The organism is Wolbachia endosymbiont of Kerria lacca, from assembly GCF_051602725.1.
Classification (GTDB): Bacteria; Pseudomonadota; Alphaproteobacteria; order Rickettsiales; family Anaplasmataceae; genus Wolbachia.
In genome coordinates, this window is the sequence record NZ_CP192272.1 from 835,628 (window position 1) to 849,961 (window position 14,334).

General features: G+C 34.7%; 12 protein-coding genes. All 12 read left to right on the top strand.

Annotated features, from left to right (window positions below):
- Window positions 1-210: 210 nt before the first annotated feature.
- The 12 genes from ACQ4M0_RS03780 (at window position 211) to ACQ4M0_RS03835 (ending at window position 14,226) form a co-directional block, all read left to right on the top strand.
- On the top strand, window positions 211-1,260 hold the full coding sequence (locus ACQ4M0_RS03780; protein ID WP_438456253.1) for an ankyrin repeat domain-containing protein: 1,050 nt from the start codon (window positions 211-213) through the stop codon (window positions 1,258-1,260).
- A 257-nt stretch (window positions 1,261-1,517) separates the two neighbouring features.
- Window positions 1,518-2,267, top strand: a complete 750-nt coding sequence (locus ACQ4M0_RS03785; protein WP_438456254.1) for an IS5 family transposase — start codon at window positions 1,518-1,520, stop codon at window positions 2,265-2,267.
- A 118-nt stretch (window positions 2,268-2,385) separates the two neighbouring features.
- Window positions 2,386-4,005: an ankyrin repeat domain-containing protein gene (locus ACQ4M0_RS03790; RefSeq protein WP_438456255.1), complete on the top strand. Its 1,620-nt coding sequence runs from the start codon at window positions 2,386-2,388 to the stop codon at window positions 4,003-4,005.
- 131 nt (window positions 4,006-4,136) lie between these two features.
- Window positions 4,137-5,363, top strand: coding sequence for a cytochrome b (locus ACQ4M0_RS03795; protein ID WP_419214500.1), 1,227 nt, complete (start codon window positions 4,137-4,139; stop codon window positions 5,361-5,363).
- Window positions 5,363-6,124: a cytochrome c1 gene (locus tag ACQ4M0_RS03800; protein WP_438456256.1), complete on the top strand. Its 762-nt coding sequence runs from the start codon at window positions 5,363-5,365 to the stop codon at window positions 6,122-6,124. Before ACQ4M0_RS03795 ends, ACQ4M0_RS03800 begins: the two co-directional genes overlap by 1 nt.
- Window positions 6,125-6,210: 86 nt before the next feature.
- Window positions 6,211-8,145: an excinuclease ABC subunit UvrB gene (gene uvrB, locus ACQ4M0_RS03805; protein ID WP_438456257.1), complete on the top strand. Its 1,935-nt coding sequence runs from the start codon at window positions 6,211-6,213 to the stop codon at window positions 8,143-8,145.
- A gap of 303 nt (window positions 8,146-8,448) precedes the next feature.
- Window positions 8,449-9,645 carry an MFS transporter gene (locus ACQ4M0_RS03810; RefSeq protein WP_438456258.1) on the top strand — a complete coding sequence of 399 codons (1,197 nt, stop codon included), beginning with the start codon at window positions 8,449-8,451 and terminating at the stop codon, window positions 9,643-9,645.
- A 38-nt stretch (window positions 9,646-9,683) separates the two neighbouring features.
- Window positions 9,684-9,983 (top strand): integration host factor subunit alpha, encoded by a 300-nt coding sequence (locus ACQ4M0_RS03815; protein ID WP_007302154.1) that lies wholly within the window; start codon window positions 9,684-9,686, stop codon window positions 9,981-9,983.
- Window positions 9,980-10,306 carry a MerR family transcriptional regulator gene (locus ACQ4M0_RS03820; protein WP_012481900.1) on the top strand — a complete coding sequence of 109 codons (327 nt, stop codon included), beginning with the start codon at window positions 9,980-9,982 and terminating at the stop codon, window positions 10,304-10,306. Before ACQ4M0_RS03815 ends, ACQ4M0_RS03820 begins: the two co-directional genes overlap by 4 nt.
- 52 nt (window positions 10,307-10,358) lie before the next feature.
- Window positions 10,359-10,949, top strand: a complete 591-nt coding sequence (locus tag ACQ4M0_RS03825) for a murein hydrolase activator EnvC family protein (RefSeq protein ID WP_007302156.1) — start codon at window positions 10,359-10,361, stop codon at window positions 10,947-10,949.
- A gap of 4 nt (window positions 10,950-10,953) precedes the next feature.
- Complete coding sequence (gene leuS, locus ACQ4M0_RS03830) at window positions 10,954-13,422, top strand: leucine--tRNA ligase (protein ID WP_438456259.1); 2,469 nt, start codon at window positions 10,954-10,956, stop codon at window positions 13,420-13,422.
- Between the two features lie 120 nt (window positions 13,423-13,542).
- Window positions 13,543-14,226, top strand: coding sequence for a hypothetical protein (locus ACQ4M0_RS03835; protein ID WP_438456669.1), 684 nt, complete (start codon window positions 13,543-13,545; stop codon window positions 14,224-14,226).
- Window positions 14,227-14,334 lie beyond the last annotated feature (108 nt).

Here is a 14,334-nt window from a genome sequence, read left to right on the forward strand (position 1 = left end):
GTGCTTATTTTCCTCCTTCTTCAGCATACTGCTTCTTATCAAGTACTGAAAATTTAAATGAGGGGCTTCGAATATCTTGCACAAAAGTTACGTGATAAGTTGCTGAAGACCTCATTTTTAACCATTGAAATTTTTTCTCTGTAAATTTTGCTTGCGCATACTAACTTGTGTGATATAAAGCCAGGAACGGTGTAATTTGGGAAGTATTTAATGCAATATATTCAAAAACGGATAAGGATTGAGAACTTTATAGATGAGTTATTTGTTGCTATAGAAGAGCATAGTCTTCTAAAAGCTAACATATGTATCAAAACTGCAGTGATGATGAAACTAAAAAATCAGGTTTTTATTGGTGAAAGATACGGTATGAAACCTATAAGTTTTGCTGTTAAAGAAAATAGCTTCAAGACATTGAAGTTTTTGGTTAATAACGGTGCCAATGTTAATGCTGCTAGTAGTGAAAGTTTGAGAGTTGCCTTGCACGTTGCTGCTGAATATGGTAGAGAAGACGCAGGACAGTTTCTACTTAGTCGTTATGCTAAGATCAATTTGCAAGATATAATGGGTAAGGTGCCTTTGCACTTAGCGTCTTTCCATTGCCAAGTGGAAATGGTGGAACTTCTGATCAAGCATGATGTTAATATTTATATAAGAGATGCGGGTGGTAGAATACCACTGGATGTTGTTGGAGATGATCCAAAATCTATATGTAATAGTAATACAAGGCAAAAAATAATATCTATATTAAAATGTGCTGATAAAGTTAATTGTCAGACATTAGCTTCTAGGACAAATCTTAAGGTAATAGAAGCTAGCAATAACTTTAGCTATCATAATAGTACAAGTGTGTTAAGCAGCGCAGTAAAACCTTCTTCTTTTATTAATAGTGTATTTAGTTGGATGGGAACTTCAACAACTGCTGCACTCAGTAGCCTATTTCAGAGTGCCCCTGCTTTACCTCCTGCAAAGCAATCTATTGCACATTCGACTGGAAGCTCAATTGGTTCTTCACAAGTTGATTTTAATGGAACAATTCTGCTAACTGCTATAGCAATAAGTAAGTTCACAGGGGAAAGATATTCAATGCCACTGGATGATTCACTTTTAACGATAAGACAGGTTAAAGAAAGAAAACTTAATTCTCTAGAAAGAGATGTCAAGATGGCGCTTAGCAAGTGTGACAAACTTTATCAGTATCCTGAAAGCTCACTGAGCAACTTCACAATATCTAAAGGCGTGCGTCATCAAAAGCACCTCTAAATCACTTAAAACAAGCACTCAAGTCTGAGTGCTTGTTTTTCTATCCCTTGTTTCCTCTTCTAAAGCAGATTGCTTATTATCAAGTAATAAAAATTTTGAATTAGGGGCTTAAAATATTTTGCAAAAAAGTTGCGTGATAGGTTGTTGAAAGACCTAGGCTCTGTGAACAAAATTTTTCTGCGAGAAAAAAGTAGAGAAGAAGTAGGAGAGAAGAGGAAAAAGAGGTAGTTTAACTGTGAATAACAGAGAAACTACCAATGGTATATTACATACAAGAAACAAAATGGAAACAAATTTTTGAATTCTTAAAAGGAATCAAAGGAATACACAGCAAAAATGAAAAAAGGTTGAGAATATTTGTGGAAGCAGTTTGGTACATAGTTCGCAGTGGTTGTCAGTGGAGACTTTTGGCAGAGATTTACGGCAATTACAGGAGCATACATAGAAGGTTTAAAAAGTGGTGTGAAAAGGGAATTTGGAAAAGGCTGTACAAATATACACAAGATCCAGATTTAGAAGTGCACATGATAGATGGAACGATTATTCGTGCTCACGCTTGTTCGGCTGGATATAAGAAAAACTCCGGAGGTCAAGAGGCTTTAGGACGCAGTAGAGGTGGCTTTTCTACAAAAATTCATGCACTTGTCGATGCGCTGGGAAATCCTTTGAAATTTATGCTTACTCCTGGACAAAGAAACGACATTACACAAGCTGAAGCTTTAACAGAAAATATCTCAAACTCGACTATAGTGGCAGATAAAGGCTATGACAGTAATACTTTTATTACCAATCTTAAAAGTAAAGGTTGCAAAGTTGTGATTCCACCAAAACGAAACCGAAAAATGCAGAGAGAGTATGACAAACATGTCTATAAAGAGCGCCATCTGATTGAGTGTTTCTTTGGTAAAATAAAGCATTTTAGGCGCATCTTCTCTCGCTTTGACAAGACTGCTGTAGTATTTATGGGATTTTTAAATTTTGTTGGAGCACTTATATGGCTGGTCTAAAATTTTGTTCACAGAGCCTAATTCTTCACTATTGAAATTTTTTCTCTATAAATTTCACTTGTGCATACTCAATTACATGATATAAAGCCGGGAATGTTATTTTTTTAAAGGTGTTTTTATGCCAATAAGTGTTGAGAAATTAAGAAAAAAATTACTTGCTGCTATAAGCATAGGTAATTTTCAGAAAGTTGAAAAATGTGTTGAAGAGGCAGAGAGTGAGCATGTAAAGAATGAGATTTTGAATAGTAGAGAGCACGTTACAAATCCTCTGCGTCTTGCTACTCAAAAACGTAACTTAAGGATATTACGCTTTTTAATTACCAAAGGTGGCGATATTAATGTTACTATTAGTACTGTATATTTGAGTACTCCCTTACATATTGCTGCTGCTGCCAACGAAGCAGAAGTAGCACAATTTCTACTTGATAATGGTGCTAATATCAATGCTACAAATTATAAAGGTTTTACACCTTTGTACTTAGCATCTTTCTATTGTTACCTAGATATGGTAAAACTTCTGCTTTCTAATAATGCTGATATTAGTATTGAAGATAAAAATGGCAAAACAGCCTTAGATGCTGTTGGAAGTTATAGAAGAAATATGTGTGATAGCAATGCAAGACAAGAAATATTATCTATGTTAGAAGATGTTGTTAAGATCACTTCTGTAGTAACTATTAAGGCAGCATTAGAAGCTGATAATAATTCTAGCAATTATTATACCACAGATGTAACAAACAAAAAAGCTGAACAATTGATCGATGAATTATTTGCTGCTATAAACATAGGTAATTTTCAGAAAGTTGAAAAGTGCATTAAAGAGGCGGAGAGTATAGGTATAAAAAGCGAAATCTTGAGTAGTGAAAAGCATAATATAAAACCTATACATTTTACTACTGACAAGTGCAACTTAAAAATATTGCAGCTTTTGCTTAATGAAGGTGCTGATATTAATGCTACTAGTACTGAATATCTTAATACTTCTCTGCACATTGCTGCTATTAATGGTAAACTGGAAATAGCACAGTTTCTAATTGATAGTAGTGCTAATATCAATGCTACAAATTATAAAGGTTTTACACCCTTATACTTAGCGTCGTTTAATTGTCAATCAGATATGGTAGAACTCTTGTTTTGCAATAATGCTGATACTAGCATTAAAGATGTAAATGGCAGAACAGCATTGGATGTTGTTGGAGGTTATAGAAGAGATATGTGTAATAACAGTAGTGAAATGCAAAGAGTAATATCTATATTAAGTGGTGCCGTTTCAATTGATTGCAAAGCGATATTAACTTCTACTAGAGTAAGTCTTAAAGAAGAATTGGAAGCTAGCAGCGTGGTAAGTAACGCAGCAAGCAGTGCAGTAAAACCTTCCTCTTTTATTAATAGTATATTTAGTTGGATAACTGCTTCTACATTGGGTCGAAATACTCCTGCTTTACCTTCTGCACAGCAATCTATTGCACATTCGACTGGAAGCTCAATTGATTCTTCACAAGTTGATTTTTATGGAACAGCTCTACTAACTGATGTAATTGTTAGAAAGTTAACAGGAAAAAAGTATTCAAAGCCACTGGAAGATTCACTTCTCACAATAGAAGAAATTAGAGCAAAAAAGGTAAATGCTATAAAAGAAAAGTTTGATATAGCGATAAACAAGGTTGCTCAATGTCCTAGAAGTTTATTAAGCAACTTAACAATATCCAAGGGTGTATGTCATCAAAAATCCCTCTAAATCAGTTAAAACAAGCACTCAAGTCTGAGTGCTTGTTTTCATGAAATCTATTCTTTAAATTTAAACTTTTTATTGTGCGTTACAGGTAAGTTGTTACAATAAAATGAGTTGAGATGAAAAAACTTTAAGTTATGGAAGATGGTAGCAAAAAAGAAATAACAGAAGGAAAAGGTATATTAGGTTGGATAGAGTATAGATTGCCTATATTTTCTTTTCTAAAACATACTGCTTCTTATCAAGTGCCAAAAAATTTAAATTATGCTTGGAACTTTGGTTCTTTAGCTGGTATAGCACTAATTTTACAAATAATAACAGGTATATTTCTTGCCATGCACTACACTCCGCATGTTGATCATGCATTTAATAGTGTGGAGCGTATAATGCGTGACGTAAGTTATGGATGGCTGATACGTTATACTCATGCTGTTGGGGCATCACTCTTCTTTATGGTGGTCTATGTTCATATCATGCGTGGATTATATTACGGATCTTATAAGAGGCCGCGAGAAATGGTGTGGTTTATTGGCATATTTATATTTTTTGCAATGATGGCAACTGCCTTTATGGGATATGTTCTTCCATGGGGACAAATGAGCTTTTGGGGTGCAACAGTCATAACCAACTTATTTTCAGCCATACCTTTAGTTGGCAATAAAATAGTTATATGGTTGTGGGGTGGTTTTTCCGTTGATAACCCAACGCTCAATCGTTTTTTTGCACTTCATTATCTTCTTCCTTTCATTATTATTGCTTTAGCTATGTTGCATGTTGTTGCTCTGCATAGATTTGGCTCTAATAACCCAAGTGGAATAGAAGTAAGGTCAGGTAAGGACACTATTCCTTTTTATCCTTATTATATAGCAAAGGACTGCATAACTTTTGGTTTATTTTTTATAATTTTGTTTGGATTTGTTTTTTATGCCCCTAATTATCTTGGGCATCCTGATAATTATATAGAAGCTGATCCTATGGTAACTCCAGTACACATAGTACCAGAGTGGTATTTCCTACCTTTTTATGCGATGTTGCGCTCAATTCCAAATAAGCTTATTGGTGTACTTACCATGTTTGGATCTATTTTAGTTTGGTTTCTTTTGCCTTGGCTTGATAAATCAAAAGTTAAAAGTGGTGCTTATCGCCCATTATTTAAGAAATTTTTTTGGGTTTTTGCAATAAATTTTGCATTTCTTGCTTGGCTTGGGGGGCAGGAAGTTAAAGAGCCTTACATTACTTTAAGTAGACTCTCAACTCTTTATTATTTTTCATATTTTGTGATAGTTTTACCTTTACTTAGTAAGTATGAGAAACCAAAAAAATTACCAAAAACAATAAGCGATTCTGTTCCGGAGATGAAGTGATGCTGTTGGTTAAAGTTGCTCTGTTTTGTGTATTATTTCTCACTAATTCTCTTTCTGCAGAGGAGTTTAAACCTTTACCAAATAAGAAAATCGACTGGAGTTTTGATGGAATTACTGGATCTTTCGATAGAGAGTCAATTCAGCGTGGCTATAAAGTATACAAGGAAGTCTGTGCTGCTTGCCATTCAATGAATAGAATAGCGTTTCGTAATTTGCAAGATGTTGGTTTTTCTGAAGAGGATGTAAAACAAATTGCAGCCTCTTATCAAGTGAAAGATGGTCCAAATGATTTGGGTGAAATGTTTGATAGGCCGGGAGTGTCTTCGGATTATTTTATTGCACCTTTTGATACAAAAGAATCAGCTGCAGCAAGTAATAATGGTGCAATTCCACCAGACTTATCATTAATTGTCAAAGCAAGACATGATGGTGCAAATTATATCTATTCACTACTAATTGGTTATCAAAACGGTGAACATGATGAGAACGGTTTATATTTTAATCCATATTTTTCAACAGGCAGGTTAGCTATGGCCCCACCGCTTTCTGAAGGAATGGTAGAATATGATGGTGCAAGGCAAGCCACAGTTGAAAATATGGCATATGATGTGGTAAATTTCTTACAATGGGCAGCAGAGCCAGAACTGGAGCGCCGACATAAACTTGGGCTAAAAATAGTGACATATTTTATAATTTTGACGGTATTTTTTGTTCTCACTAACAATAGAATTTGGAGCCAACTCTATAAAAAAGGAAAATAGAACTTCATTTACGCTCGTTTTTATACCTTACTCAGAATATCATGTGTATTATGTAATGATAAATATATTATGAAAATATAGGAATTATGGCATTTCAAATAGTTACAAATTTTCAGCCAGCTGGGGATCAACCACAAGCAATAGATAGTTTAGTTGAAGGACTAAATAACAAAAAAAGAGATCAGGTTTTGCTTGGAGTTACTGGCTCTGGAAAAACTTTCACTATGGCAAATGTTATTGCAAGAACAAACAGGCCTGCGTTAATTATGGCGCATAATAAAACTTTAGCGGCACAGCTTTACGAGGAGATGAGAGGATTTTTCCCCCACAATGCTGTTGGATACTTCATTTCTTATTATGATTATTATCAGCCTGAGGCTTATTCACCACAAACTGACACTTATATTGAAAAAGACTCTTTAATAAATGAAAGAATTGATATGCTACGCTATTCTGCTATATGCTCTCTTTTGGAGCGTAGGGACACGATTGTAGTTGCAAGTGTTTCTTGTATATATGGTCTTGGTTCGCCTGAGAGCTATCTCAGCATGACCTTGACTTTAAGTGCTGGAGATAAGATTCATGTTAATGACTTTCTGAATAATTTAGTTAATCTCCAATATAAACGTTCTAATGTCAGATTTGAGCGAGGATATTTCAGAGTGCGCTGCGATATTATTGATATATTTCCTGCCTATTATGAAAATAAAGCTTGGCGTTTATCATTGTTTGGTGATGAAATAGAAGAAATTTCTGAGATTGATGCCATGAACGGCAATATTATCAGACGCATAGATAAAGTCACCATTTTTCCAAATAGCTATTACACTACATCACGTGAGACTCTTTTGCAAGCAGTTCAACTGATTAAAAAAGAACTACATGAACGCCTGGATTATTACTATTCACAGAACAAAATTGTTGAAGCAAAACGCCTTGAGCAGCGTACTAATTTTGATATTGAAATGATGATGGCAACGGGAGTGTGTAAAGGTATTGAAAATTATTCGCGTTATCTTTATGGAATGAAAGCCGGAGATCCACCGCCTACATTGTTTGAGTATTTACCTAAAGATGTAATTTTATTTGTTGATGAAAGCCATGTAACTGTTCCCCAGATAGGTGCAATGTATAGCGGTAATGAAGCACGTAAAAAGAAATTGATAGATTATGGTTTTAGGCTCCCTTCTGCTTTTGATAACCGTCCATTAAAATTGGAAGAGTGGGAGGCAATACGGCCCCAGACTATTTACGTTTCGGCTACTCCAGGAAAATATGAGTTAGAAAAGACTAACCACGCATTCATAGAGCAAGTTATCCGCCCAACAGGACTGACAGATCCCATCTGCACCATAAAACCAACAGAGAGTCAGGTTGATGATGTGATTCACGAGGCGCAAGTAACAATAAAAAAAGGATTTTGTATTCTAATTACCACATTGACAAAAAAAATGGCTGAAAAGCTAGCTGAGCATATGAGTGAGCTCAGTATGAAAGTAACTTACCTACACTCAGATATTGGTGCACTGGAAAGAATTGAAATTATATGCAAATTAAGATCTAAAGAAATAGATGTTCTTGTTGGCGTTAACTTGTTGCGGGAAGGTCTTGATATTCCCGAATGTGGGCTGGTTGCAATTTTAGATGCTGACAAAGAAGGTTTTTTACGATCAGAGACTTCGCTCATTCAAACGATAGGTCGTGCTGCACGCAATGTTGAAGGCAGAGTAATTTTATATGCAGACAAAATTACTAATTCTATGGATCGTGCACTGAAAGAAACTGAAAGGAGAAGAAAGAAACAGACAGAGCATAATACACTGCATAATATTGTACCAAAAACTATAATAAAGCCTATATCAAATACTTTACGGGAAAAAGTGGTGATTGAGAATTTTAGTCAGAATGATCTAAATAGTTTGAAAAAGCAAATGTTGAAGCATGCTGAAAATTTAGAGTTTGAAGAGGCAGCAAAAATAAAAAGTATTATTGAAAGGTTTAATAATAGATCCACTGCATAATTAGAAAAAAGATGAATAATTAATAGCTAAACTGACTTTGATTTATCAACAATTTGAAAAAACATCATCTAAGTGGCAGAAAAATGAGCCAGTTCATGATAATTTCAAATTTTCACCTTTTATCTTATAGGTAATGATTGTTGAACTTATTTCTTTCTTGAGATTATGTACAGACTCTAACAAATTAAATCTCACAACAAATTTGTTGTTTCATAGCTTTTATATAATCTATAATTGCAACTGTTTTAACATTAATCAGAGACTAAAAGAGGCCTGTTATTAATGGATTACTTATAAAATCTTATGGAAAGTAGAGCTTGGTTCATTTGGCTGATCAGCAACTTAATTGTTATATTCAGCAATATGCAGATAATCTACACCTTTATAAGTGTGAATCTTGAAAAAGAACTTGGGCTCACGATTGCGCAAGTTGCACTAGCTAATTCAGCATATACTTGGACTTTTGCTATCTCACAATTTTTTAGTGGGGCAATGTTTAATGTTTTTTCCAGCAAAAAAATTTATTTTTTCTCGTTGTCAATCATGCTCTTTGGTTTTTTTGTCCTTATCAAGAGTGACAATTTTGCCCATTTAATTTTATCTCAATTTTTGATCGCAATTGGAGCATCGTTTGGTTTTGTTGGCGCTGCTCATGCAAGTAGCACATATTTTCCCCTTACTCAATTTGGACTGATGTTCTCACTAGTGCAGACAATTTCAAGTCTTTCTGCTTTGATGATTCAAATGTGCTTCTCTAGCTTGCTTGCCGAAGGTGCAGATTGGAAAAATCTTATTGTATGCGTAATATTATTTGGCGTATCAATATTCGTACTTATGTTTTTTTATCCGAAAGGACTTTCAAAAAAAAATTTGGGGGAATACACAATAAAGAGCTCTATAAAAACAGTAATATGTTCTGTACTAACAGTGCTAAAATTAAGAGATATCTGGATAACCTCAATAGTGGGTGCTATTACTTTTGGAACATTTTTAGCGCTTAATATGCTGTGGGCACCAAGGTTACTAAGCAACTTAGAACTCAATACAATGGAGTTAGGTGTGGCAACTGCAATATTGTGGCTTGGTCTTGCAGTTGGTGCTCCAATTGCAGATCTAATCTCAAATCTATTTAAAAATAGAAGGCACGTAATCTCTGCTTTTGCCACATTGCAAAGTATTTCAGCTATTATTTTACTATGCGGTAATTTAACAGTTCATATTATATACTTTTGTATGTTAATGTTTGGTTTTTTTGCAGGAGGACATATGCTTAATTTTACTGTTGGTAGTGAGATTGTTGAGCAGAAGTATATTAGCACATCATCATCCATTATCAATGGATTTATGTTTGTTATGAGTGGAATTTTAGTGTCAATTTTAGCACTTTTTTCAGATCATCAAATGGCGCTTTTCACAATATTTGCAATGTTAACATTTGCTAGTATTTTTAATTATGCTACAAAAGAAACATACTATAAAAATAAAGTAGCTGAATCTTGAGTCGATTGTTATATTATATTAACATACTGTAATAAATTATGACAACAAAAGACACAACAGTAACTAAGGCAACAATAGCTGAATGTATAAACCAGGAAATTGGATTATCGAAAGAAGACTCTATTGCAATAATAGATGACATATTGGATGAGATAAAAACGAGCTTAGCAAAGGATGGAATAGTAAAAATATCTTCATTTGGAACATTTTTGGTTAAAAACAAGAAAGAAAGACCAGGAAATATACCAAAGACATCGGAAAGGGTAGTAATTAAAGCGAGAAAATCAATTTCTTTTAGACCTTCAAAAATGATGAAGAAATTAATAAACAACCGATGAATAAGGAAAAATTATTTTACACAATTGGAGAAGTAGCTGAAGAACTACATTTGGAGCAGCATGTTTTAAGATTCTGGGAAAGTCAATTCCATCAAATTAAACCCATAAAACGGAAGGGAAGAAGACTATATGATCATAAGTGTATAGAGGCAATAAAGAAAATAAAATATATGCTATATGACAAAGGATATACAATAAAAGGAGTACAAAAGGAATTTGGTAACGATGTAAGAATTGATCATTATTCAAGAAATTTGTTGAAAGAACTTACCGATTTAAGAGACTATTTGACTGATAAAATAAATGAAGAAAGTAATAAATAGACGAAAAACACTATAAAGTTTTGTGAAAGTTGATATATCTAGAGATAAGTGTATGTGTCGTATAGCCTTGTTCTTTATATTATCAGCAATACTGATAAGCTGTGGCCTGCAAAAACCTGCACCTGTACTACTTAAAGGCGAAGAATTTTATGGGAAAAGAGACCTAGAGTACACAAGGGAGTATCATTTGATTAAAGAAAATGTTGATTCTTCGCTGCGAAAAGAAAGTAGAAAAGCCTTTGTAGATAAGGTATATAACAATAATGCACAAAGCATGTGTAAATTTGTAATACCGGTTAAAGGTGCAGTTACCTCTTCTGATAAAATATGTCAAGATGGCATAAAAATTACTGCTCAAAGTGGAACAAAGGTTATTGCTTCTGCACCTGGCAAAGTAATATACGTAGGCAAAGGCCTGAGGTGGTACGGAAATTTAATTATAGTGGAACATAAAGATAATTACATGACTATGTACTCCTATTTAAAAAACATACAAGTTGAAATTGGTGATAAAGTAAAACAAGGTCAAGTAATTGGATCTGCAGGTAAATCAAGCACACAAGATAAAGATCCGCAGATGTGTTTCACAATAAGACATAATGGTCAAGCAGTCGATCCTTTAGTACATATAAACTGTGATTGAATTTATGAAATATGATTTTAAAAACGTTGAAAAATTCTACCAAAATAAGTGGGATTTTTCTGTAAGCAAAGATAGTAAAAAGAAGAAATGTTACGTGTTGGAAATGTTTCCATATCCATCTGGTAAGATTCATATGGGGCACCTGCGTAACTATGCAATAGGAGATGTTATAGCACGTTACAAGAGAGCTCGTGGATTTGAGGTTTTGCACCCAATTGGCTGGGATGCGTTTGGATTACCAGCTGAAAATGCAGCAAGGGACAATAACATTAACCCTGCAGCATGGACACAAGATAATATAGATAATATGCGCACGCAGCTAAAATCTATAGGTCTTTCATACAATTGGGATCGTGAGCTCTCCACATGTGAGCCTGATTATTACAAACACGAACAGAAATTTTTTCTGGATTTTTTAAAGCATGGTCTTGCCTATCGAAAAGAGTCGTGGGTTAATTGGGATCCAGTGGACCAAACAGTGCTTGCAAATGAGCAAGTGGTTGATGGAAAAGGATGGCGATCAGGTACAGTTATTGAAAAACGTAAGTTATTCCAATGGTTTTTAAAGATTACTGATTTTGCTGAAGATTTGCTTCATTGTCTGCAAAGTTTAAAAAATTGGCCAGAAAAAGTCAAAACTATGCAAGAACGATGGATAGGAAAATCTGAAGGTGTAACTATAGATTTTGAAATAGTTGGCTTGAATAAGAAGTTAAAGATTTTTACAACTTCTCCTCATACTTTATTTGGAGCTTCTTTTCTTGCAGTAGGAGCAGAGCACCCTATTGTACAAGACCTTAAGGACAAAGAAATAAGAGACTTTATTGGTAATATGAAGGCAAAGGGGGAGAATGATGAAAAAATTGGAATTTACACTGGACTGAACGTCAGGCACCCATTTCTCGACAAGGAATTACCAATTTATATAGCGAATTTTGTGTTGATGGAGTATGGAGAAGGTGCGATTTTTGGTTGCCCTGCACATGATCAGCGTGATTTTGAATTTGCACAGAAGTATGGTTTACCGATTATTCCTGTAGTTTGTGAAGAGAGCACAGAGAGCACAGAGATCTTAAAAGAACCGTACTTCGGTGATGGAGTGATGTTCAATTCTGAATTCTTAAACGGACTAATGATTAATGAGGCAAAAAAAGTAATCATAAAAAAACTTGAAGAAAAAGGAATAAGCAAAAAAACAGTAAACTACCGTTTGCATGATTGGGGAATTTCAAGGCAACGTTATTGGGGATGTCCTATACCTATTATACATTGTAAAGATTGTGGAATTGTTCCAGTTCCAGAAAAAGACCTCCCTGTTGTTCTACCAACGGATGTAGAATTTACAAGTGGTGGTAATCCCCTGTATAAGCACCCAACCTGGAAATTTGTTGATTGTCCAAAGTGCGGAAAGCAAGCAGAACGTGAAACTGATACATTTGACACTTTTTTTGAATCTTCTTGGTATTTTGCTGCATTTTGCAGTGAAAATAAATCGATTAATAAAGATACTTGTAATCGTTTTATGCCTGTTGATTATTACATAGGTGGAATAGAACATGCAATTCTACATTTGCTTTACTCAAGGTTTTTCTGCCGTGCTTTAACTAAATGTGGCTATTTTGATGTTAAAGAGCCTTTCTCTACTTTAATCACTCAAGGAATGGTCTGCCATATAACTTATAAAGATGAGAATGGCAAATGGCTCTTTCCCGAAGAAGCAAAAGAGTTGATTGCGAAGGGTGCTAAGATCCAAGTTGGAAAAGTCGAAAAGATGAGTAAGTCAAAGAAGAATACAGTTGACCCAAACTTTATCATAGAAAAATACGGTGCTGATACTGCTCGTTTGTTTGTATTATCCGATACCCCCCCAGAAAAAGATATGGAATGGTCTGATGATGGCGTGGAAGGTTGTTTTCGCTACATAAATAAATTGTGGCGTATGGTAGTGCAACTTAGGCCCGTAAACATACACTATGATAATGAAAACATTGTAGGTAAACTCCTAGAGTACAGAAAAAAAATCCATAAACTATTGCAAGTGCTTACAGATGACTTGAAAAACTGCAGATTAAACTGTGTGGTAGCAAAGTCTCGTGAAATGACAAATTTAATAGCTGAAATAGACGTAAAAACTGGAAAATCTCTTATTGATGAAGGTATATGCATACTAATCAGAGTAATTGAGCCATTCATGCCACACCTGGCTGAAAATTTATGGCAAAAAATAGGAGGCGAAGGCATGCTATATATGCAACCTTGGCCAAAAGCTGATGAATCACTACTAATTGATAATATGGTAACTGTGGCAGTACAGATTAATGGAAAGTTGCGTGCGACTATCAAAGTAGAAACTGATTTACCTCAAGAAGAATTGAAGAAAATAGCAACAGGTTCTGTATCTAACAAAATCGATCAAAGCAAAATTCGCACTATATATGCTGTACCAAATAAGGTAGTAAACATAGTTATATAAAAATTTTGAGTAGCATGTCCCTAATTTCGTAGGTATACTTTTTTTGATATGAGGTTATATCTTTTTTAATATAAAGGATATATACTTGTGCATTATATATTTTTTTGTATGGGTAGTTATATGAAAATAAAAGGATTGTGTGTTTTAGCTGTTTTGCTCACTTCATCTCTAGCAGGTGCAGGAGATCCTATAGGTGAGTTGAAAGATAAATATTATGCAGGTTTAAACTTTGGTGCTGGTTGGGGTGGTGGCTTTAAAATGAAACCTGGCGTTGTCCTTGGTTACCATCATGACGAAAACTCTGAATTTGAACTTGAGGTTCTCAGTAATGTTAAGTCATTAAAGAGCATAGGAGCTAGTTTATTGGTAAATTACCGCTTCTATCCTGACCTTAATATTGATCCCGTTAGGCTATATGCCAGTGTAGGTTTAGGTGGGTATCTCCAAGTAGTACCTTTCGGCTTTGGTATTAGTAATACAGCTGATGACAATGGAGATGGAGCTGGAGATGGAGATGGAGCTGGAGATGAAGCTGGAGATGGAGAGCAAGCACCAAAAAAAGTTCCACAATTTGCTGATGAACCTAACAAAGATGATGGAGCTGATAAAGCTGCTGATTCATCTTTAGTAGATAAAATACTGAGTTCTATTTCCTATAAAGTAAAGTTAGGTGTTGATTATGAAATTACTCCGCAGATAATTGGTACAGCTGGTATGACCATGGGTGGGCAACTAAGTAGTTTTAAACCACCATTACAAATACCGGACGCGATGCTAGAAGTAGGCATACGTTATAATTTTTAATGCTCTAAATTGCATATTTTCTGTAGTGGATAAGGTGATCCTGCAAACTGATTTGCTGTTTGGACAAAATTAGATGTTATTATCTAGAGACGGATATCTATTCTTCTC